The following is a 21,461-nucleotide window of genomic DNA, read 5'->3' on the forward strand; positions in this document are numbered from 1 at the left end:
TTTCCATGATGAGACCCTGGCTCCGAATCGTGAAGGACCAGGGCTCCGAGCGCGTGCACCCACGCGAACTCCAGCGCGTATTCCTCCTCTTCGCACCGACGTGACGTGAGTCGCGCGGCAATCTCGGCCGCGAGCTCCCAGTGACAGGCGACCACCGCGCCCGCCAGTGGGGTGAGGCCCCATGAGGCGGGAGCCGGTGTCAGGCCACGCTGCTCCAGGTGGATGAGGAGGCGCCGCCAGTTCTCCGCCGACCGGCACAGGTTCATGAAGAAGGGCTGGGTGCGCCCTTCGAGCAGCAGTGTGGCGGCGGCAATGGTGACGAAGCTCTCGCACAGCTCCCGGGTATTGCTTACAAGAGTGTCCCGCTCTCCGTCACCTCGGCCGATGTGCTCGATGAGGGCGCGTACCGTGGCGCCCGCCTCCTCACGAAGCAACGTGAAGTCGATCTCCATGTGCGCGGCCCCTCAGTCCTCATCACCATCCCAACCGTGCGCGGCCAGGAAGCGGCAGCCCTTGAGACCTGCCTGGACGAGCGCCTCCCGGAGGGTGACATCCACGAAGGCGTGGCTGCGCAGGTGGACGGGCCGGAAGACGTGGGAGCCGTCGGAGGGATGGTCCCGCTTGAGCGCCAGCCCGTGCACGAACTGAATCTCCGTCTTGAGAATGGAACTCATCACGACATCCGAGTGCTCCAGGTCGATGGCCTCACGGCGGTGGAGCAGGTTCATGATGAAGTGCTCACGCGAGACCACATCCTTGTTGTGGTCCACCAGAGTGACGGGCAGAAACTCTGCGTCCTGAGGCGCCAGTTCACTGACGACACGGCGAACACGCTCGGAGACGACCTGCAATCCCAGGACGTTGGTGACGAAGTCGTAGGTCTTCCGCCGGTCTGGAAAGCTGGGCGAGAAGCCCATGACCGCTCCTGCCCGGAACTCATGAGCGAGCGGCTGGGGCTCGAGATATCGCCAGCCATCGGGGCCTTCCGGGTAGGCGTCAAGCACCGCCCCGTCATTCCTGGACGACAACACCCAGAAAGTCATGCGCCATTCCTCTCATCCTCACCACAGGGCCGGCCAGCTTCCATAATCCCGCCCCTTCTGAGTCTGCCACCGGCACCATGCGCCGTCATACCGCTGTCCCTCCGCCGCGCCACGGACAGCCTTGCGTGAGCGCCTCAGCAGGCCAGTCCAGAGGTTCTCTTCGAGCTTCTTCAGGTCATCGAAGACGTTCGCGACGATGTCCTCGTGAGGCTTCTCCTGCCCGCGCAGCGTGTCGATGGCCGAGTCGATGCTCTTGAGCCCCTGCATGACATCCAGCGTGTAGCCGTTGTGGTTGTTGGGGTGCTGCAGCAGCGAGTGGACGGGAACGGCCCAGGAGATGTTGGGGAGGATGATCAGGTTGTGGCCATGATCGATGTCATAGGGAGTCTGGAGGAGGATGTCGAAGTTCTCCGCTTTATCGAAGACAGGCTTCCCCGAGGAATCCTCGGTATAGAAAGCCTCTCCAGGAATCATATGGTGGGCTTGCCATAGATAGGGGAGTGTCTGACCGCTCAGGGTGGGATTGAAGTTGGACGGTTGTACGATGCTCGCGTGGGCAGCGACGCTCGCCTGGAAATCCGCAGGGCCCAGGTGCTCGAAGGTGCTGTACTCGCTGGCACGGTTGCTCCGGATGTACGTGGCACCGTTCCGGGCGTAGTTCGTGCCCTTGCCGAGAATGGCTTTGTACGGCGCCAACGAACTGGCATGAGGGCCTCCGGAATCATCGCCATTGTCGTTCTTGCGTCGCTTGTGGGTCTCGTTCACCTGCTGCTTGCGCGCCACGTTCCGCTTCATGGCGCCGGAACTACCGGGCCTCGGCCCCAGGTCCCGGATGTTGGAGCGACCGTTGGCAACGCCCTGCCCATACAGTTCGTATGCGCCCTGCATGAGGACATTGAGCGTCATCGTCCCGAGTCCACCCCTGCGCGTGTTGCTCATACAGGACCTCCTCCACGGAAAAGGCCGCCAGCGGCCAGCGAGAACGCGGAGCGGTCTCCCGAGTCTGATTGCGAGACGACGACGAACCGGCGAGCGGGCGCGTAGCGGCGCTCGAAGGCTCTCAACGCGATGCAGGCCGCCACGGCTCCATAGGCGGCCCCCATGTCTCCGAAGCTTGTGGCGGGCACCCACGCAGGTGAATCTCCCAATGATGGAACGTGCGATTTCAGACGTACCAGTGCGGAGCCCCACTCCCAGGCGCGGCGCTGCTCACCATTGAGGTCACAGAGGAAGACTACGTCCTGCTCAGGGGAAGCTCCGAGCACGTTCAGGACGCACGTGGCGAGGGCGCTACCATCGGGCATGGCCCCTGGTTCCCATGCGCGCGGCTCCACGGCGGTATGCACGGCGGTGAACTCGACCTGGGGGTTTCTGCCGCCGGTTCCTCCTCGCGCGCGGGCGCGCAGCACGAGCAAGGCCCCCGCCTCGCCGGGTAGAAGTCCGACAGGGTTGTCTGCGGTCTTGAGGCGCCGCTCAGCGAGCAGGAAGCGTAGGTGTTCGGGTTCCAGGAGGGAGTCGACCCCTCCCACCACAGCCACATCGAAGGTGCGACGCTCCAGTTCCTGTCGCGCGGCGGCCAGGGCCAGTGCGAAGCCCGCCGAGCCGCCGGTGAAGAAGCGCCAGCGGTCCTCGGACCAAGACACGCTGTGTACCTCCAAGGCACGTCCCAGCACTTGTCGTCCCAGCGCCTCCTGTGTGGCGGCTCGGCTCCGAGGAGAGGCTCCAGGCACGGAGATGTCAGGAAGAGCGAGAAAAACTCCCGCCTCTCGGCCGAGCGCAGTCAGGGAGATCCTTGCAGCGAGATCTGCCAGTGCGTCCTCGGTGATGGCAACGAGCCGGCCCACTCCCGAGAAGCCCAGGGTGACTCCCGGAATCGCGCAGACGTTGACGGGCTGAGCCTCGCGGTCACCAGGGGCGAACGTCGTCAATTCCTCCGAGGGCTGGTGCCGCATGATGCCAGCCCTGAAGGCCGCGCATGCCGTCACCCCTGGACCCAGGCAGGAACTCATTCCGATGGACTCAATCCTCACCACAAGCCCCCCGCGAATGCCCAATGATGACACGCTCTTCGCGCCCCACTCAAGCCGCCACGGGAGTTGAGACGGTCGGTCAACCACGCGCGTGGTCTTTGGTCGAACCTTCTCGCGGGGCACTCCATGGAGCCTGGCCACATGAATCCGGCACGCCTGCCCCCGGGCACGAAGGTGGTGCCATGGCGTGTCATGGAGCGCACGTAGCCCTCGAAGCGCAGGTGCCGCTATGTATTTATCGCATCCCAGAAGGCGATAGCGAGCGCATCTATCTCAGCCTGACCGGCTGTATTAACGGGGTTTGTGTCGGGCCCCACCCTGGAGATCGCCCTGACAAGCGCCGGCTCAGGGCGCAGGCCCACCGCGAGAGCAGCGAACCCCTTCCCCCCTCGCCGAGCACGCCATGGAGCCTGACCACCTTCATCCTGCACGCCTGCCCCCGGGTACGCAGGGGGCTTGGCGTGTGCTGGAGCGGTCTACCGCGCCAATGCTCCTGGTCGGGAAGCGGGACTGCGGTGATGCGGGAGGCCTGTCGGAGCCTCACTCCCCGACGCTCGCTTCCAGCTTCAGTCTTCTGTCATGGCTTGGATGCGGAAGCTATGGACGCGCAGGAGCATCGACTGCCTTGTCATTGGCATCCCGTTCGAAATCCTGACCGCCATCTGCTACGCCAAGCTCCTTCCACTGTCGGCCTGGCAGGCCACCGAGGCCTATGTCGCGGTCGCCCTCGTCATCTTCTCCTGTGAGGAGCTCCTGCTGGTCCTGCTGCTTCGGTGGGCCCTGCAGCCGGTAGAGCGCTGGCAGAGCGTCCGAGGGACTCGCGACGAGACGGACGCGGTCATCCATCAGGCCCTGGTGCGCGCCTACTACATTCCCAGATGGTTTACCGTGATGTGGATAGGCTCCTGGGCCCTCGCGCTGTCGAGCCTGGTCGCCGTGCTGGCGCTGCTTCTGCCGGAGCGGGTGAGCCTGGGGGAAAGAGAGCTGCTGCTCACCGGCCTCATCGTCCTCGCGACGTGTTCGGCCAAGGCCGTCGTGGCGGCTCCACTCTTCATCTGGCGACTCGCGCCCACCACCCGGGAGCTCTCGCTCGTCGCCCGTCAGCGGAACCTGCTCTCCCTGCCCCGCCTCATCTCCTTCCGGAAAAGGCTGCTGATCTTCACGTCCTGCCTCGCGCTGACGCCGACGTGTTGGATGGCCTGCGCGTTCCTTGCTCCCTCGCCAACGCCCGGCACGATGTTCCTCTTCACCTTCACCGCGCTGGTCTGGGCCCCCATGAGCGCGTTCCTCGTCACCAAGGCCGTGTCCGGGCAGGTCAATGCCATCCGGAAGGCCGTGGACCGGGTGGTCGAGCGCTCGTCCACCCTGAACGTGGGGTACATCCCGGTGCAGCAGCCCGATACGCTCGGCGACCTCGCCGAGGGCATCAACTGCATGGTGGACCAGCTCAACGCGAGCGCCCGAGCCAATCAGGCGCAGCTGGTGGAGCTGGACAGACTCTACCGTCAGGCCTCGGAAGCGCTGCGGCTCCGAGACGAATTCCTGCTGGTGGCTTCCCATGAGCTGAGGACGCCCTTGACGTCCCTCTCACTGACCTTGGAAGCGATGGAGCGGAAACACCAATCGGGGCGGGAGACGCCGAGAGAACATCTCCAGCGTGCCCGGCGCAAGGTCACCTGCCTCATCGGACTGGTCGATGACCTCTTGGATGTCGGCCGAATCCAGCGGGGTCACCTGGAGCTGCAGCAAGCCCCCGTCACCCTGGGTTCGCTCCTCGCCGAAGTCATCGCGAGCTTCCGCCCCCTCTCGCCTCGTCACCACCTCACCCTGGAGCTTCCGCAAGGGGAGGTCTTCGTGAAGGGAGATGAGGCGCGGCTGACGCAGGTCTTCAACAACCTCCTGGACAACGCCATCAAATACAGTCCCGAGGGCGGAGCCGTCAGGGTGAAGCTCACGCGCGACGAGGGGGAGGCTCGCGTGTCGGTCTCGGACGAGGGAGTCGGCATTCCCGCCGAGCAGTTTCCCGAGCTCTTCGAGCGCTTCTTCCGCGCCCGCACCACCCTGGCGACGAGCTTTGGAGGACTGGGGCTCGGGCTCTACATCACCCGGAATCTGGTGGAGCGGCACGGCGGGCGGATCGACGTGCAGAGCGAGGTGGGCCGGGGCACCACCTTCGCCGTGACGCTCCCCGAGTTGCGAGAGACCCACCGGGAGGTGGCGTTCCCACCGCGGCAGGAAGCCCCTGGTGAGATGTAGGTCCGAAGCACGAGCCGCTCGCCCTGGCTCCAGTACCGCGTGAAGCGCCGAGGAACAAACGGACCCGCGAAGGACGGCGTTTCCGCGTCCGTACTCGTGGGGTCACCGGAGGGATGGCTCAGGAGAGCCAGCGGCCCTTGCTGCCCCGAATGGAGTTGCCATAGGGTCCGCGAATGTTCAGATTGCTCACACGTTTTTCATTGGTAGTCCTGGCTGTCTCATTCGCGTCTGGGTGTTCTCCCACGGAGCTGCCCCAAGAGAGCGAGTCCTCGAGCCAAAGCCAGCCGCTGAGTGTCCAGACCGGCTCCCTGAATGTGGCGCGAACCTCATTCACCCTCACCCTGCTCCAAGACGGAACAGTGCTCGTGACCGGCGGGTACGGTTGGGGCGGCAATGTCTCCACCGTCGAGCGCTACAACCCAGCGACCGGGCAGTTCGACCTCGCCGCCAGCCTGGCGAACGGCCGGAGCTCGCACACGGCCACGTTGCTGCAGGATGGCCGGGTGCTCGTGGTCGGTGGTTTCGTCGGCAGCCCTTCCACCGGAGTGACGAACACGGTGGAGATCTACAACCCGGTCACGGGCACCTGGTCGAACGGAGCGCCTACAGCGGTGCCCCACGCCAGGCACACGGCGACGCTGTTGCAGGATGGCCGGGTGCTCGTCGTCGCCGGCACGAACGCGCTGACGACGACCGCGGGTGGCTCGACGATCTGCGAAATCTACAACCCCACGACGAATACCTGGTCGTACGTTGCATCCTTGCCGAAAAAGCGCCTCGATCACACCGCGACGCGCCTTCTCAGCGGCAAGGTGCTGGTCGCCGGAGGGCTTGAATACGACCTCCAGGGCAGCCCGACCTTCGTCCCCGCGGTGGAGTTCGATCCTGTGACCAGCACCTGGACCCCGCGGGCGAGCCCGTTCACCGGTCGGACCCGGCACCAGGCGTTCCTCATGGGAGATGGTTCGGTGCTGTTGGTCGGCGGGACGCAGGAGGGCACGGGCACCTTCAACGAGGCGGAGCTGTACAATCCGGTCACGGGCACCTGGTCCGCGACGGCGACGATGAATGGGCGTGCCGACGCGGTAGGAGCTGTGCTCGCCGACGGCCGCGTCCTGGTCGCCGGTGGGTATGAAGGCGGGTACCATGCCTCGTCGGCGATCTATGACCCCTCGACCGGGGCTTGGAGCGCCGGTGACCCCTTGCTCATCGCCAGATACATGTCGCAGGCGGTTCGGTTGAACGATGGCCGCGTGTTGGTCGCCAGCGGCTACTCGAACGGAGCGCGCACCACGCACGCCGAGCTGATCTCGACCTGTACTGTCTCGGTGACCTGCGCCTCGCAGGGGAAGAACTGCGGCACGATTCCAGATGGCTGCGGCGGCACCCTGAATTGCGGAACCTGTGGCAGCGGGGAGCTCTGCGAAGCCAACGTCTGCGTCACCTGCACGCCGACGACCTGTGCCCAGGAAGGCAAGAACTGCGGCAGCATCGCGGACGGGTGCGGCGGCACGCTCGACTGTGGCGCTTGCAGCGGAACCGACGTTTGCAGCTCGAACGTCTGCGTGAGCTGCACGCCCACCACGTGTGCGGCGCAGGGCCGGAGCTGCGGCACGCTCTCGGATGGATGCGGCGGTACGCTCTCCTGCGGAACCTGCTCGGAGGGCAGCACCTGCGGCTCCGCGGGCGTCTGCCTCGAAGCCACGCCCCCCACCGTCTCCGTCAGCTCGCCCTCGAGCGGCGCGGTGGTGACGGGCACCGTGGCAATCCAGGCGAGCGCCTCGGACAATGTGGGCGTGGTGCGGACCGACTTCTACGTGGGGAGCTCCTTCATCGGCTCATCCACCGGACCGACGTTCTCGGTCTCCTGGAACTCGGCCAGCGTCGCCAACGGGAACTGGGTGCTCACCGCCCGCGCCTTCGATGCCGCCGGGAACAGCGCGACCAGCGCGGGTGTGACGGTGCTGGTGTCGAACCCGGTGGTGGTGATGGCCACCCATGACGGAACACTGCGAGTCCCCCGGTGCAGCACACCCGCGGCGGGCTGCGACTCCGGCACGCTCCTGGTGGGCCGCGGCCCGTTGGGCCCGGAGCCCCAGGCGCCCAATACCCTCCAGGCGTCCTGCGCGGATGGCACGGCGGGAGGCTTTCACAATGACGAATCCCTCGACCGCCTGGTGATCTCCACCACCGACAACACCGTCCTCGCCGCCGGGAAGCAGGTCCGCATCGACGCCACGGTCTGGGCTTTTTCCTCGTACTCCTCCGACATGCTCGACCTGTACTACGCGACCAGCCTGAGCAACCCCGCGTGGACCTTCCTGACCACGCTCACTCCGACGCGGGCCGGGAGTCAGACGCTGTCTCACACCTTCACGCTGCCCACGGGGGCGCAGGTCATCCGGGGGCGCTTCCGCTACGGCGGGAGCGCGGCCCCCTGCGGCGTGGGCAGCTACACCGACCACGACGATCTCGTGTTCGCGACCAGTCCCTAGCTCCACGGGTTCGAATCCCGTCGGGGACAACATGGGAAGCCCAGCAATCTCAAGGGGGTGCTGGGCTTTTCTTTCCCTCCCGTCCGTCATGTGCCCTCAGTGTGTCCCTCCGGCGTCTCTACGCGGGTGCGGCGTAGGGTTGGGGCGCAGGCCGGTCGAGCTGCAGCCCAGGCCGCCCTCCCATCAGGGCGCGGCAAGAGCCTGGGCTGGGCCTGTGGGGTGTCTTACGCGGTGGGCTGGGAGGTGTATGCTTTGTCTGCTGAGAGTCGCGACGCCTCCTCCAGAAGCGCAAGCACAACTCCTCGCGCTTCCCCAGGACATACGAAAGGTGCGGCGATGCAACCGAACCGTTCCAGAGCACGCCTCTCCGGATTGCGCGCTATCGCGACCACGCTCGCATTCATATGCGCCGCCTGTTCGAGCGAACCGCCGGAGCGCCCTCCAGCCCGCGCTCCGAGCCTTACGACAAGCCAACCGCCCGCCGCGCAGGCGCGTCCTTCGCCAACTCGCGAACCCTCGCTGCTGCTCTCCGACCCCGCGGAGTTGCTCATCCTGGAGCGGCAGGGGCTGTCCTTTGGCGAGCAGTTGGGCGCTCCGGCCGAGGACGCGCGGAGCCTCCTCGCCTCGCCACGGTATGCGTCCTTCGTTGCGGTCATCGAACGCGACCTCGCCGAGCTGTCCAATCGGGACGGCGTCGCCCTCAGCCAGTTCCCGCTCGACCCCAAGCGCCTGAACTACGTCTTCAATCCGAAGTGGCTGCGCTCGCCCGGCGCGCGCTTCCAACTGGTGGGCGTGGTCAACCGGCTCGACATGCGCTTTTCGACGCCCAAGGAGTGTGGCCAGCTCCGGCTGATCTATCGCCTCTCCTTGCAGCCAAACGGCCGGCCCGTGGTCCGCCTGCCAATGACCGTCAACGTCATCCGGCCGTTGCCCATGGGGCCGGGCGGGAGCTGCAGGGTGAGCGCCCAGCAATGGCGCGCGCTGCCGGCGAACACCGCCGAGCGAACCGCCGCGGTGGGGCGGATGGTGAGCCGACTGCCGCCCATGAGCGGCCTCGAGACGAACTTCCAGAATCTGCACGGGCCGGCAACCCCCGAGACGGACGACCATGCGGAGTACGTCCTCAGGTCCTTCGACGTGAGGCAGGAGCGCCTCATCCCACGGCCGCTCCTCAACACGCCTCGGGCGGACCTCGACCCGGCGGAGAAGAAGGCGCTGGCGGACTGGATTGTGAAGCGCTTCATGGACATTGACGCCGGGCGCTTCGTCATTCCGGACAGGTTCCTGGCCATGCGGGCCATCTCGGCGAGCCCCCGCGGGCTCTCCAGGCCCGCCAATCGTGTCTTCGGCTCGCTCTTCAAGGCGGAGGTCGACTCGGGGGCGTTCGCGGATCTCCCCTATGCCAGGGCGAAGCTGGTTCGCTCTCCGCGGGGCCTGCTGCGAAGGCTGGATGGCTTCACGTGTGCAGGCTGCCATCAGAGCCGGTCCGTGGCGGGCTTCCACCTCCCCGGCGAGGAGCGAGATCCGGACAAGACGTTCAACGCCCTCGCGGTCGGCGTCTCGCCGCACCTGCATGAGGAGCTCGGCTGGCGAGCGCGGATGCTCGCCAGCGTGGCGGACGGGACCGCCTTCGCCGAGCCGCGACCGTTTCCCGAACACCCCACCTCCGCCGGCTTCTACGGCTCACATTGTGGGCTCGGAGATCCAAGCTTCGCGGACTGGACGTGCCAGGCCGGGCTCGAGTGCCGCGACAGTCACCACGACGAGGTCGGGTTCTGCGCGCCCGCGATCCGGACCATCGGCGACGCGTGTGAGAACGCGCGGGTGGTGGCCCGCCCGGGCGCGAGCGGCGACCAGATCGTCGCCGAGCCACCCGAGGTGTGCCAGGAGCAGCCCCCGGACGCCATTCCGTGCTTCGCCAATCGCTACGGGTTCCCGCTCGGGTTTTGCACCGTGCTGTGCGCCCAGCCCGGCGCGCGCTCGGGCTCCTCGGTGTGCACGCTGACGTTCGCCTCTGGCTATGAACAGGTCTGTTTTCCGTTGGAGGAGCCGATTGAAGACTGCGTCCGGAAACGAGGGCTCGTGGCAGGCATGATGACGCGTGCCTGTTCCGTCGACGAACCCTGTCGCGACGACTACGGCTGCAGCCGTTACCCAGGCAGCGCCCCTGGAACAGGGGCGTGCGTGCCTCCGTACTTCTTGTTCGACTTCCGGGTCGACGGGCCCAAGCTCGACCGCTGATTTGCTGTCGGCCTCGACAGGACCCCAGGAGCTACGGCCGTAAGGACAACCCCATATGCTCCGGTGTCATATTCCTTGACGCTCACATCCTTGGAAGCGGGAGTGTTGATTCCCTGGGTCATTTCATCAAATGCTGACTATTCCCATCTGTCGGTCCTGGTGGCCCGACAGTCGCCCCATGTCGGGGCGCGCTGACCGCGGCTGGTGGGAAGGTCAAGCGGCGGAGTCATCCCCGAACGAGAGGAAATGGAAATGCTCAAGAAGGCGGCAGTCCTCGTGGCGAGCTGTGGCGCGCTGATGGCGAGTTGCGGTACCGACCTGGAGAGCAAGAACCAGGAGATCGTCTCCAACCTGGTCAAGGCCGGCTTCCCGGCCGACGACATCCGGGTCGTCGACGACGCGGTGTACGTGGGCCTCGACGCTCACGTGACTCTCGAGGCGTCTCGCGAGATGCTCCAGACCGACAAGGGAAGCCAGGAGCAGTACCGGACGACCAACCTGGTCAGCTCCTCCGTGACGAAGATCTGCATCAACCCCACCTCCACGTTCAACAGCTACAGCCGGCTGAGCCAGGGCCTGGACCTGGCCATCCAGAACTACAACGCGCTGGGCCTCACCTTCACCCTGGCTCGCGGCCCCACGACGGGCTGCAGCGCGAACATCACCGCGCAGACCATGTCGGGTGCGGGCGGCTCGGCGGGCTTCCCCTCCGGCGGCAGGCCCTACGGCACCATCAACATCGGCACGGGCCTGAACAGCTACAGCGTTGACGTGAACGAGCACGTCATCACGCACGAGCTGGGCCACACCATCGGCTTCCGCCACTCGGACTACTACAACCGGTCCATCAGCTGCGGCAGCGGCGGCAACGAGGGCACCGCGGGCGTGGGCGCCGAACTCATCCCCGGCACGCCGCCCGATGCCTGGGTGGGTGGCTCCATCATGAACTCCTGCTTCCGCTCGACCGAGACGGGCGAGTGGACCAGCAGCGACATCACCGCGCTGAATGCCCTCTACTAAGAGATGGCGCGCCTGCCCCCGCGTCCGTTCATGATTCCGTGGGGGCAGGTGCTCCTCGCGGGCACCGCATTCCCGGGCATTCTGGCCTGTGGAGATTTCGATGGCGTGCGGGACATGGCTGCGAGTGGTGCGCCACCGGGGCTGATCCGATTGGAGAGGGAGCGGCGCGTCCTCGCGGAACGCGGCCTGCGTCCTCCGCCGCGCCGTGCGTCACCGGGAGGGTGGGACGAGCGACTCCATCACCTTCCAGGCCTGCGCGAAGTCTGGCTTCGCGGGCGGCTCCGCCTGCGTCTCCTGCCGCACGAGCACGTGCCCGCCCGGGAAGGACGTCCAGGCGCTGAGCACGAAGAAGTCGCCGCCCGAGCCCCCCTCCTCCTGGTCCACCCGGTACGAGAAGCGCCGCCCTCCCACGTCCCGCGTGGAGGGCCACGCTCCGTCCGGCCTCTCCGCGCCGGGGTGCACGCTGACGGAGATTTCCAGCGGGGCGCGGCTGTTGCGCGCGCCAGGGGCGTCGATGCGAAAGCCCTCCGGGCGCTGCTCGGCGGACAGCGAGGCCGGCAGCGCCACGGACAGGCCGTTGGGATGAACGATGCGGGTGGTGCTCTCGGGCATGGTGCACGCGGACAGCATCACGGCGAGGAGCGCCGGGGCAAGGCGGACGTTCATTCGGGTTCAGGGAAGACGCCGCTGGCCCGGACGTCGTCGTAGGCCGAGAGGACGAAGTTGCCCCAGCCCGTGGAGAGCCGGTCGTCCCAGGCCCGCGACGTGTACTCGGAGCCCAGCGCGCGGATGTTGTCCCGGGGCCAACTGGACGAGTGGCGCCGATAGGCGCCCAGGTCGAGGTCGGGATAGGTGCTCCGCGTGCCGGGCACCGCGGTGGCGCCGAGTCGGGAGCCCTCGTCCGCGACCTGCCGGATGTACCGGGCCGCCGCGAAGATGTTGTACTCGTCCGACGCGAGCAGCCGCGCGGTGTCCGTATCGCTCAGCGCGCCACGCGTGCCGGGAGAGAGCAGGTCCTGGAACAGGTCATTGCGCCGGGCCGTCGAGATGACCACCTGCCCCAGCCCGACGGAGGTGTTGGCGCCCCGGGTCGCCCCCACGTAGTCCTTGGCGTCCTCGTTGGCGGACTGGTCCCGCTGCTCCGCGAGGAGGAAGCCGGCCAGCAGCTCGGGCTCGATGTTGTTGTGCCGCGCGGCGGCCTCGATGACCTGGGCGCGCGAGGGGATGCGGCCCGCGTAGGAGGCGGGGTCCACCGTGCTGATGGGCTGGCGCAGGAAGAGCTCGGCCTGCCGGCTCCGGTCCGTGGGCGAGAGCGAGTTCAGGTACGCGGACAGGTCCCCGGGAATCGGGTTGCTATAGCGCTGCGTGGTCGCCGGGTCCTCCCGCCAGAGCTGGAACTGGTCCGTCAGCGGGACGCCTCGCTGCGTCGGGTTGACGCCCGAGGCTCCCGCGCCAGTGAAGGGCGCCTCCGGGTTGTTGCTGACGAGCGGCCTGAAGGGCCCCACGTTGAACGGCGGCGCCGCCGAGGTGACCCCCATGCGCCCCAGGTTGAACTGCATCTCCCACTGCGCGCCCAGCCGGGCGACATGCGGCGTCACCATGCTCCGCGCGCTGTCATCCGTCCGCGCGCCGAGCATCTGGACCAGCTCGCGCCGGTGGCCGGGGTCGGAGACGCGGTCCATGAGCGCGCCCAGCATGTTGTTCGACTGGAGCTCCCGGACCGTGCCGGACAGGTTCCGGTCCGCGCGCAGCAGCGAGAGGACCTGGGACTGCTCGGCGGACGTCACGGCCCAGTCGGTCACACCGTAGGAGATGAGCTCCTGCACCCGGGCGGCCGTGGACTGCTGGGGCGCGGCTGGGGACGGCTGGGGTGCGGCCGGGCCCGCTGGACCCGCCGGCCCTGCGGCGCGCTCCGCAGCGAGCGTGAGCCCCGGGGTCTCCCCGGAGAACCGCGCCCAGGTGCGCGCCGCGGACGGCGTCTCTTCGAAGCCGCTGACCGAGAAGTCGGTGGCGGGACGCGGGGTTGGGGCGCCGCCCTGCGCACCGTCGACCTCTCCAGTCGTGGAGTTCGGGGTGATGTCCTTGGATTCCCGGCTGGGAATGGCCCCGGAGGTGGGAGTCCTCGGTGATGTGATGCGCATGTGCCCCCTCGTTCAACACTCACATGATCCGACGTTCCCTGGAATTATCGGAGGGAGGGGTCATTTGTTGCGGATGACCGTCTCCCATGGTGGCTACGCGGTGCGTCACCCGCGAGAGCGCCGGTACCACTGGCGGAGCTGTCGATAGGTCTGCTTCACGGGAGGAGGCAGGAAGAACGGGTCGAACACCTCATGGAGCCGGCGTTCCACATCCGTCAGCCGCCGCAGGCCGTGCTGCTCGAACTGCCGCTCCCACCACTCCGTGTGGGCCCAGATGAGATGACCCGAGGCGGGAATGGCTGGCGACGTGTGCTCGGCGAGGAGGTACTCGAAGGGCTCGCGGGCGTCGAAGCGGGCGCGGTTCTCCTCGAACTCGAGCGGGAACTGCTCGCCGAAGACGCGGTCCTCCCCGAACGCGGGATGATGAAGATGCACAGGGCATCCGGAGCGGCGACCTCCAGGACGGAGTCGATGTACTCGTGCAGGGCCGACGGGGCCAGGTGCTCCCAGATGTCGAAGCCGCAGAGCGTGTCGAAGCGACGGCCCTCGGCGGCCAGGGCGCGGCAGCGCTCGCGGATGTCTCCGGAGAAGAAGGCGTCGCGGATGTTGGGCCAGACGGAGGCGCGGATGTCCTCGCTGAAGTCCACGCCGGCCACCTCCACGCCCCGGTGCTGGAGCAGCGAGATGACGTCTCCTCGGAGCATCAGAAAAATGGGAGGCCGGTTGAAGGTGAGGGCTGGAGCGGAGGGGCCGAGGAGGGCCGCGGACGGGAGCCACCCGAGCTGTGTGCCAGGCCGGTGTAGGGGGCCGAGCACCCCCATAGGGCACACTGCAGCCCAGGCCGCCCTCCCATCAGAGCGCGGCAAGAGCCCGGGCGGGGCCTGTGGGGTGTCTTGAGCGCCTCAACACCCCACTGCCTGGGGGGGCCCTCGCGCCGGGGCCCGCCTCGCACCTGCAGGGGCCAGGCCCAGGTGCTCCAGAATCGCGCGCACCCCTCGTGCTCCCTTCACGGATGCCAACACCCTCAAGCCTGCCTCCACACCTCACCCAGGCGAACACGTCGAAGTCAAACGTCCTCCTCAGTCACGCGGCCCAGTCCATTCGCGGCGTCCTCTGCTTCATCCGCTCCGTTCGGGCCGCTGCCTCCTTCCCCGCTCTCGCCTCCTCCTCTCCTGCTTGGGGGACGCGCGTGTACCTGGGCGTGCACTACCCCACGGACGTGCTGGGCGGCTGGGTGGCGGGGCTCGCCTGGGCGCTGCTCACCGCGATTGCCGTGCGCGCCCTGAAGCGCCGCAGCCCAGCACTGCGCGAGGAGGCTCGGCAGCCGGTGGCGTGACAGGAGTCCGGTCGCGACCGGGGTTGACTGAGCGGGCGTGCACGGAAGGGGGCTCGGTGTGTCTCGCGCCCCTTGTCAATGCCGTCGGGAGCAGCACACGCCCGGTCATTGCATGGAGGTGGGCGAAAGCCGACTCAGGGGCAGAGGAACGTGCGCTCCAGGTACGGTTGCGACCCTCCTTTCCTGCCACTCCTTGCACACGAGTGGGTGCGGCGCTGCCGCGGGAAAGGCTGACGCAGTCGCTCGCACAAGGGACATCCATGTACCGGGAGAGAAGAAGCTGGCTGTTGTGTATTGCCATTGGCATCTGGGGCGCGCTGGTGGGATGCGGCGCCGAAGTGGAAACGGGAAGCACGCAGGCGGTGGTGACGCTGCCACAGGCCCTGAGCGCCAGCGACGTGGCCCGGGTGGAGCTGACGGTGAGTGGAGCGGGGATGGCCACGCGCACCGAGTTGCTGTCGAAGACGGGCGGGCAGTGGGGCGGAGTGGTGGGCCAGCTGCCGGCGGGAGGGGACCGTACCTTCAGCGCCCAGGCCTTCGACGCTGGCAACACGGTGCGCTACGCGGGCCAGGTGACAGGTGTCGCCATCACGGCGGACCAGACGACGGCGGTGACGCTGTTGCTGCAAGAGGTGAATTCGTCCCCTGCGTTCGAGAATGCGGTGCCGGTCATCACGTCGCTGGTGGCCAGTCCCGCGACGGTGGCACCTGGCGGAGTGGTGGCGCTGCAAGCGACGGCGGAGGACCCGGACACTGGGGACACGCTGACGTACGCGTGGACGGCGGGGGCGGGCAGTTTCACTTCGGCCAGCAGCCTCAGCACGGCGTGGACGGCGCCCACTGCGCTCGGGCCGGTGGTGCTGACGCTGACGGTGACGGACTCGAAGGGGGCGACGGCGGCGCTCAGCGTGACGCTCACGGTGAGCACTGGCACCGGAAGCGCGGCCGTCAACGTCTCGGTGAATACCTGGCCGCAGGTGGCCCGGGTGACGGCGACGCCTTCCTGGGTGGCGGTGGGCGAGGCCACCACGGTGGTGGCGAGCGCCAGCGACAATGATGGAGACAGCCTCTTCTACGCGTGGACGGCGGGCTGCCAGGGCACGTGGGCCAATGCCACCTCGGCCAGCGCGAGCTTCACGCCCACGGCGCAGCCGCCGGCGGGCAGCTCCTGCGCCAGCTGTGCCCTCACGGTGACGGTGACGGACGGGAGGGGAGGACAGAAGACGGGGACGCTGGCCATGTGCGTGGGGCCGAAGCCCTCGGCGCGCTTCCCGCCGGAGGTGGTGGAGTCCTACCAGTCCAGCGGCAGCGTGCCGGAGCCGGGGGGTACCGTCAGCTTCCGGGTGAAGGCGAAGGACGCGCAGGGCAGCGCGCTCTCCTTCGCTTGGACTGCCAACGTGGGCACGCTGGGCACGGCCACCCATGGTGCGACGACGAGCGAAGTCCTCTGGACGGCGCCTTCCTGCGTGCCCGCGGGCACCACACCCGCGGTGACGGTGACAGTCACCAACGCGCTGGGCTTGTCCACCAGCGCCTCATTTGGCCTGGCTGGCGGCACGCCATGCGTGGCTTCCGCTACTTCTCGCGTTGCCACTGGCCTCTACCACACCGTGGCGTTGAAGACGGACGGCACCGTCTGGGCCTGGGGCGGCAACACCTACGGCGAGCTCGGGGACGGGACCCACACCAACCGCAGTACGCCGGTGCAGGCGCAGGGCCTGACAGGGGTTGCGGCCATTGCCGCTGGCCTCTACCACACCGTGGCGTTGAGGACGGACGGCACTGTCTGGGCCTGGGGCTACAACAGCAACGGCCAGCTCGGGGACGGGACCAACACCAACCGCAGTACGCCAGTGCAGGTGCAGGGCCTGACAGGGGTTGCGGCCATTGCCGCTGGCTTCCAACACACCGTGGCGTTGAAGACGGACGGCACCTTCTGGGTCTGGGGCTACAACGGCTACGGCCAGCTCGGGGACGGGACCAACACCGACCGCATTACGCCAGTGCAGGTGCAGGGCCTGACAGGGGTTGCGGCCATTGCCGCTTGCTTCCAACACACCATGGTATTGAGGACGGACGGCACCGTCTGGACTTGGGGCCACAACGGCTACAGCCAGCTCGGGGACGGGACCAACACCAACCGCAATACGCCTGTGCAGGTGCAGGGCCTGAGGGGGGTTGCGGCCATTGCCGCTGGCACCGGCCACAACGTGGCGTTGAAGACGGACGGCACCGTCTGGGGCTGGGGCCTCAACAGCAACGGTGCGCTCGGGGACGGGACCAACACCAGCCGCAGTACGCCAGTGCAGGTGCAGGGCCTGACGGGGGGCACAGCCATTGCCGCTGGTGATGTACACACCATGGCATTGAAGGCGGACGGCACCGTCTGGATCTGGGGCTATAACAACAACGGCCAGCTCGGGGACGGGACCCACACCAGCCGCAATACGCCGATGCAGGTGCAGGGCCTGATGGGGGTTGCGGACATTGCCGCTGGCGCCCGTCACTCCGTGGCGTCGAGGACGGACGGCACCGTCTGGGCCTGGGGCAACAACGACTACGGCCAGCTTGGAGACGGGACGACCACCAACCGCAGTACGCCGGTGCAGGTGCAGGGTTTGGGCAACTGAGACCACACTGGGCGCCCGCGGACACGGGCGCCCAGTTCGTGGCTGGCTCACTCGTGCTGCGCCTCACCGGCAAGGGCGTTCCCCGTCAGCGAGGAACCCCGCTTCAGGCACATGCCCTCAAGGGCTGCGCCTCCTCACCCCGAGCGAAGTGCCGTGCACCCACCGCTCGCGCATGAAAAGCCCCCCACGGGCCGCCCGCTGCGCGAAGCTGCCTACTCGGCTTCTCCTCGTTCGCGGACATCCCGTGCTCCTTCCATCACATCTCGGGTGTCCACGGACCTGGGCTACTCCCACGGCCCGGGAACCGAACCGCTGTCGTCATCGCGACCTTGAAGCGTCGGTCCCAATGTGAAAAGACCAAGTCGTTCTGACCAGAACGCTCCTGCGCTCATGGCGCTGGAGGGCAAACAGCACCTTGCAATGCCGAGCCTGACAATCGCAGTATTCACATAGCCACCGAGGAGCCTTGAATGAGCTATCTGAGTGACGCAACCGGGTCCATGCACGCGCGCGTTTCCGCACTTCTTCTGTCTCTTGTCTTGGTCGCCTGCGGGACAGGGGAGTCAACAACACCCGAGACAGGTCTGGCGTCGGCATCGGTGACTTCCGAGACGGAACCGCCAGTTCAGCTCCAGAACAATGTGGCCTATTCCGGCGAGATGGTGGCGTATGACCAGGTATTCTTCCTGGAAGTGCCGGAGGGTACCCCATATCTGCAATTCTCCTTGGCAAGCATTCCGAGCTGTTATGGCAGCTTCATGCCGGCCATGGATGTTGGGTTCGATTCGATTCCGGCGGGAAACACTTCTGAGTACTGCAACATGTGGGGCAAGAACTGCACGTTTATCGCTGAGAATCCTGCTGCGGGGGTCTGGTGGGTGAGGGTGGGAATTGACGATAGTTTCCCTGGCAGCTACGGCTCGACCGCATTCTCTCTCAAAGGAGCCTATGGTGGAGCCGAAGTGTTGGAATTTCAGGCGGACGAGGGAATCAGCGGCCCGAGCCAGATGTGCATCAAGTATTGAGGGGACGTACAGCCGTAGCAGTGTGACGTCCACCTCTCGCTGAGGACGCACAAGGGTGGAGCGGAGGGTGTGGTGGGGTCCAAGCGGACGCGGAGGACAATGGTTTTGAGTGTCCATCCGGGTTGACCTGCGTCAACAACAACTGCGGGACCACCTGTTCCAGCACCAGTGACTGCAGGTGATGGGGCAGCAGCCGTTCAGGCTGACGCCCGAGCAGAGGAGGAGGACCCTCCCGGCTGGAGCGACGGCGATGACGTTGCCAGTCACGCCCATCGACGACGCGGTGAAGGAGGGAGTGAGACGGTGGTGGTGACGCTCACGGTGACCACCGGCTACACCGTGGGCACGTCGAGCGCGACGGTGTCCATCGCTGACAACGACCGATGGACCTGGGACTCCTGCCCCGGCGAGGACGTGCCGGGGCAGGGGCTCAATCGACAGTCACCAGGCCCAGGTGCTCCAGAATCGCGCGCACCCCTCGTGCTCCCTTCACGGATACCAACACCCTCAAGCCTGCCTCCACACCTCTCGCAGGCGAACACGTCGAAGTCGAACGGCCTCCTCAGTCACGCGGCCCAGTCCATTCGCCGCGTCCTCTGCTTCATCCGCTCCGTTCGGGCCGCTGCCTCCTTCCCCGCTCTCGCCTCCTCCTCTCCTGCTTGGGGGAGCGTGGGCGCCGCGAGCGTCCGAACCTCAGCCCGCCCGGCCGCCTCCACCGCTTCCTTCTCCCAGGAGTAGAGGGTGGGGACGCTGACGCCCGACGCCTCCCCTCGCCCCCGGCTTGCCCTACACCGCGCGCGCTTCCCCCAACATTGAACCAGAACATGCACGGATGGACGGGTTGTTTTTCCTCTGAACCTCGCCACCTTCGAGGGCCAAGGACCCGCCGGGGTCATCCCTCACATGCACATGCGGAGCGCGACGCCGCGTCGCGTAACGCTTGTATGAATGGAGCGTATACATGGATGCCAGCGAGATGCTCCCACAACATAGGGTCGGCCGCCTGCGGCAGCTCCTCGCCACGGACCCACGAACCAACCTCCTCGACGTGCAGCTCAGGATCACGGGCAATCGCGTGTTCATCGCCGGTCGCGTCGAGTCGGACTCGTTACGCGCGGCGGTGGAGCAGGTGGTGCGCGAGGCACTTCCCCCGGAGATGCAGGTCGTGAACAATCTTTCCGTCACGGCCTACGTCCCATGAGAATCGCCGCCGTCGGGGATATCCACGCCGGATTGGACTCGGCGCCGCTGATCCGGGCCGCCGTCGAGCACCTGCGGGGCCGGGCCGACATTCTGGTGGTGGCCGGCGATCTCACGCAGCACGGCTCTGTCGAGGAAGCCCAGGTCGTGGCTCGCGAGCTCGCGCGCCTCGAGTTGCCGATGTTCGCGGTGCTGGGCAACCACGACTACCACATGGGCGCCGAGCAGGCGATTAGCGCCACGCTCGAGGATGCGGGGGTGCGCGTCCTCGAGGGCAAGGCGGTGGTCTGCGATGTCGATGGCGTGCGGGTCGCGGTGGCCGGTGTCAAAGGGTTCGGCTGCGGGTTCGCCGGCGCGTGCGGCACCGAGTTCGGCGAGCCCGAGATGAAGCTGTTCGTGCGGCGCTCCCGGGAGAGTGGCGAGCAGCTGGCCCGTGCCCTCGCCACCGCGGACGCCAACCTCCACGTCGCGCTCACGCACTTCTCGCCCGTCAAGGACACGCTCCTCGGCGAGCGCCCCGAGATCCACCCCTTTCTGGGCTCGTTCTTCCTGGCCGACGCGATCGACCAGGGTCCGTGCGACGTGGCGTTTCACGGCCACGCACACAACGGCACTGAGTGGGGGCTCACCGCAGGCGGCGTCCCGGTGCGAAACGTAGCCCGGTTCGTCCTACGTGCCGCCTACAAGGTATACGAGCTCGACCCGGCGGCGCCACCCGGCTCGCGCCTGCGCTGACCGAGCGACGGACGAGCCCGCTGGCCAAAGCCGGACAGCCTTGCGCGTCGCACTTCCTCCGCGCGCTGGACTGCGGCGCGCCTGGAGCGGTTGCACTGACCGAGGGAGAATTCCCATGAGCGAATCGCCGTACTCGAGCAGCACCCAAGCTACCGTGAGCCTTGCGGACGAAGAGACGACACTGCGTGTTCTCACCGACACCGTCTTCGGGCTCTGGACCGCCGTGAACAACCTGACCCGGCTTCGGCCGTCACGCCGAACGCGCTACCGCGTCACCATCTTCGGTTCAGCTCGGACGAAGCCTGGCCACCGGGCCTACGACGAAGTCCGGAGAATGGCGGCAGGTCTGACCACGTTGGGTTGCGACATCGTCACGGGCGGCGGTCCAGGGTTGATGGAGGCCGCGAACCAAGGCGCCAGACAGGCTCAGGGTTCCAGCGGGACGCAGTCCACCGGAATCCGCGTGGACCTGCCATTCGAGCAGGAGTCAAACGCCTTTGTCGAACAAGCCTATGTGCATCAGACGTTCTTCACCCGCCTGCACCACTTCGTCCTGATGTCCGACGCCTACGTGGTCGTTCCAGGAGGAATTGGCACGGCGCTCGAATCGTTGATGGTCTGGCAACTGCTTCAGGTCAGACATCTGCGTGACACGCCGCTCGTCTTCGTGGGTGCGATGTGGGGCGGGCTCGTCGACTGGGCACGCACGCACATGCTACGGCCCGGCGACGAGCTCATCAGCGCCCCTGACCTGGAGATCCCGCGCTGCGTGAACGGCGCGGACGAAGCAATTGCGCTCATCCGCGAACATCACGCCCGGTGGCAAAGCGACGCCGGTGCACAGCCCGCTGAGGAAAGGACACACTGAGGGCGCTGACCGGATGAAAGGCCGAGTCGCAGCGGCTGGCGGACGCAACGGGCCTGGCCATCAGCGTCTGCCACTTCCCGCCCGGCACGAGCTGGACCGGCGGCGCTACCGCACGGGAATCAGCTTCTCTCGAGCTGCAACGCCTTGAAGCGCGCACCGCACTCCTACCAGCGCAAGCTGGCGGAGCGCCCGGCGGCCCTCGCGCCGGGGCCCGCCTCGCACCTGCAGGGGCCAGGCCCAGGTGCTCCAGAATCGCGCGCCCCCCTCGTGCTCCCTTCACGGATGCCAACACCCTCAAGCCTGCCTCCACACCTCTCGCTGGCGAACACGTCGAAGTCGAACGGCCTCCTCAGTCACGCGGCCCAGTCCATTCGCCGCGTCCTCTGCTTCATCCGCTCCGTTCGGGCCGCTGCCTCCTTCCCCGCTCTCGCCTCCTCCTCT

16 protein-coding genes are annotated in these 21,461 nt (G+C 67.2%); 10 read left to right on the top strand and 6 right to left on the bottom strand.

The features are described from left to right. Positions 1-464: 464 nt before the first annotated feature. Genes HG543_RS09395 through HG543_RS09405 form a run of 3 tightly spaced genes read right to left on the bottom strand, consistent with a single transcriptional unit; the run spans position 465 to position 2,971 of the window. Positions 465-1,043, bottom strand: a complete 579-nt coding sequence (locus HG543_RS09395) for an imm11 family protein (protein WP_371876496.1) — start codon at positions 1,041-1,043, stop codon at positions 465-467. Between the two features lie 18 nt (positions 1,044-1,061). After that, positions 1,062-1,982, bottom strand: a complete 921-nt coding sequence (locus HG543_RS09400; RefSeq protein WP_169344366.1) for an AHH domain-containing protein — start codon at positions 1,980-1,982, stop codon at positions 1,062-1,064. After that, on the bottom strand, positions 1,979-2,971 hold the full coding sequence (locus tag HG543_RS09405) for a beta-ketoacyl synthase N-terminal-like domain-containing protein (protein ID WP_169344367.1): 993 nt from the start codon (positions 2,969-2,971) through the stop codon (positions 1,979-1,981). Before HG543_RS09405 ends, HG543_RS09400 begins: the two co-directional genes overlap by 4 nt. A gap of 690 nt (positions 2,972-3,661) precedes the next feature. Between HG543_RS09405 and HG543_RS09410 the strand changes: the two genes are divergently transcribed. The 4 genes from HG543_RS09410 to HG543_RS09425 all read left to right on the top strand — a co-directional run bounded on the left by HG543_RS09410 (position 3,662) and on the right by HG543_RS09425 (position 11,085). Then, a complete protein-coding gene (locus tag HG543_RS09410) occupies positions 3,662-5,329 on the top strand; it encodes a sensor histidine kinase (protein ID WP_169344368.1) in 1,668 nt (555 codons plus the stop codon). 359 nt (positions 5,330-5,688) lie between these two features. Further along, positions 5,689-7,824, top strand: a complete 2,136-nt coding sequence (locus HG543_RS09415; RefSeq protein ID WP_500690500.1) for an Ig-like domain-containing protein — start codon at positions 5,689-5,691, stop codon at positions 7,822-7,824. Positions 7,825-8,043: 219 nt separating this feature from the next. Further along, the gene (locus HG543_RS09420) at positions 8,044-10,065 is read left to right on the top strand and encodes a hypothetical protein (protein ID WP_169344370.1); all 2,022 of its coding nucleotides are present in this window, start codon (positions 8,044-8,046) and stop codon (positions 10,063-10,065) included. A 252-nt stretch (positions 10,066-10,317) separates the two neighbouring features. Continuing rightward, on the top strand, positions 10,318-11,085 hold the full coding sequence (locus HG543_RS09425) for a zinc-dependent metalloprotease (protein ID WP_169344371.1): 768 nt from the start codon (positions 10,318-10,320) through the stop codon (positions 11,083-11,085). 210 nt (positions 11,086-11,295) lie between these two features. Here the strand turns inward: HG543_RS09425 and HG543_RS09430 are convergent, their stop codons facing one another. The 3 genes from HG543_RS09430 to HG543_RS09440 form a co-directional block, all read right to left on the bottom strand. Further along, positions 11,296-11,751 (bottom strand): Tsi3 family protein, encoded by a 456-nt coding sequence (locus HG543_RS09430; protein WP_169344372.1) that lies wholly within the window; start codon positions 11,749-11,751, stop codon positions 11,296-11,298. Further along, entirely contained in the window at positions 11,748-13,226 is a 1,479-nt protein-coding gene (locus HG543_RS09435) for a hypothetical protein (protein WP_169344373.1), read from the bottom strand. Before HG543_RS09435 ends, HG543_RS09430 begins: the two co-directional genes overlap by 4 nt. 105 nt (positions 13,227-13,331) lie before the next feature. Then, a complete protein-coding gene (locus HG543_RS09440; RefSeq protein WP_169344374.1) occupies positions 13,332-13,661 on the bottom strand; it encodes a hypothetical protein in 330 nt (109 codons plus the stop codon). Positions 13,662-14,415: 754 nt separating this feature from the next. On the opposite strand from HG543_RS09440, the gene HG543_RS54425 reads away from it, so the two are divergent. From HG543_RS54425 to HG543_RS09470, 6 genes are all read left to right on the top strand, one after another. Continuing rightward, complete coding sequence (locus HG543_RS54425) at positions 14,416-14,562, top strand: phosphatase PAP2 family protein (protein WP_253910439.1); 147 nt, start codon at positions 14,416-14,418, stop codon at positions 14,560-14,562. Positions 14,563-14,822: 260 nt separating this feature from the next. After that, the gene (locus HG543_RS55130; RefSeq protein WP_246356871.1) at positions 14,823-17,192 is read left to right on the top strand and encodes an RCC1 domain-containing protein; all 2,370 of its coding nucleotides are present in this window, start codon (positions 14,823-14,825) and stop codon (positions 17,190-17,192) included. Between the two features lie 470 nt (positions 17,193-17,662). Then, the gene (locus HG543_RS09455; protein WP_169344375.1) at positions 17,663-18,217 is read left to right on the top strand and encodes a hypothetical protein; all 555 of its coding nucleotides are present in this window, start codon (positions 17,663-17,665) and stop codon (positions 18,215-18,217) included. Between the two features lie 976 nt (positions 18,218-19,193). Beyond that, complete coding sequence (locus tag HG543_RS09460; RefSeq protein ID WP_169344376.1) at positions 19,194-19,418, top strand: BON domain-containing protein; 225 nt, start codon at positions 19,194-19,196, stop codon at positions 19,416-19,418. Next, positions 19,415-20,152 carry a metallophosphoesterase family protein gene (locus HG543_RS09465; protein ID WP_169344377.1) on the top strand — a complete coding sequence of 246 codons (738 nt, stop codon included), beginning with the start codon at positions 19,415-19,417 and terminating at the stop codon, positions 20,150-20,152. The genes HG543_RS09460 and HG543_RS09465 overlap by 4 nt, the downstream gene beginning before the upstream one ends. A 115-nt stretch (positions 20,153-20,267) precedes the next feature. After that, complete coding sequence (locus tag HG543_RS09470; protein WP_169344378.1) at positions 20,268-21,020, top strand: LOG family protein; 753 nt, start codon at positions 20,268-20,270, stop codon at positions 21,018-21,020. The last annotated feature ends 441 nt before the right edge of the window (positions 21,021-21,461 follow it).

The organism is Pyxidicoccus fallax (assembly GCF_012933655.1).
GTDB classification, from domain to species: Bacteria; Myxococcota; Myxococcia; order Myxococcales; family Myxococcaceae; genus Myxococcus; species Myxococcus fallax.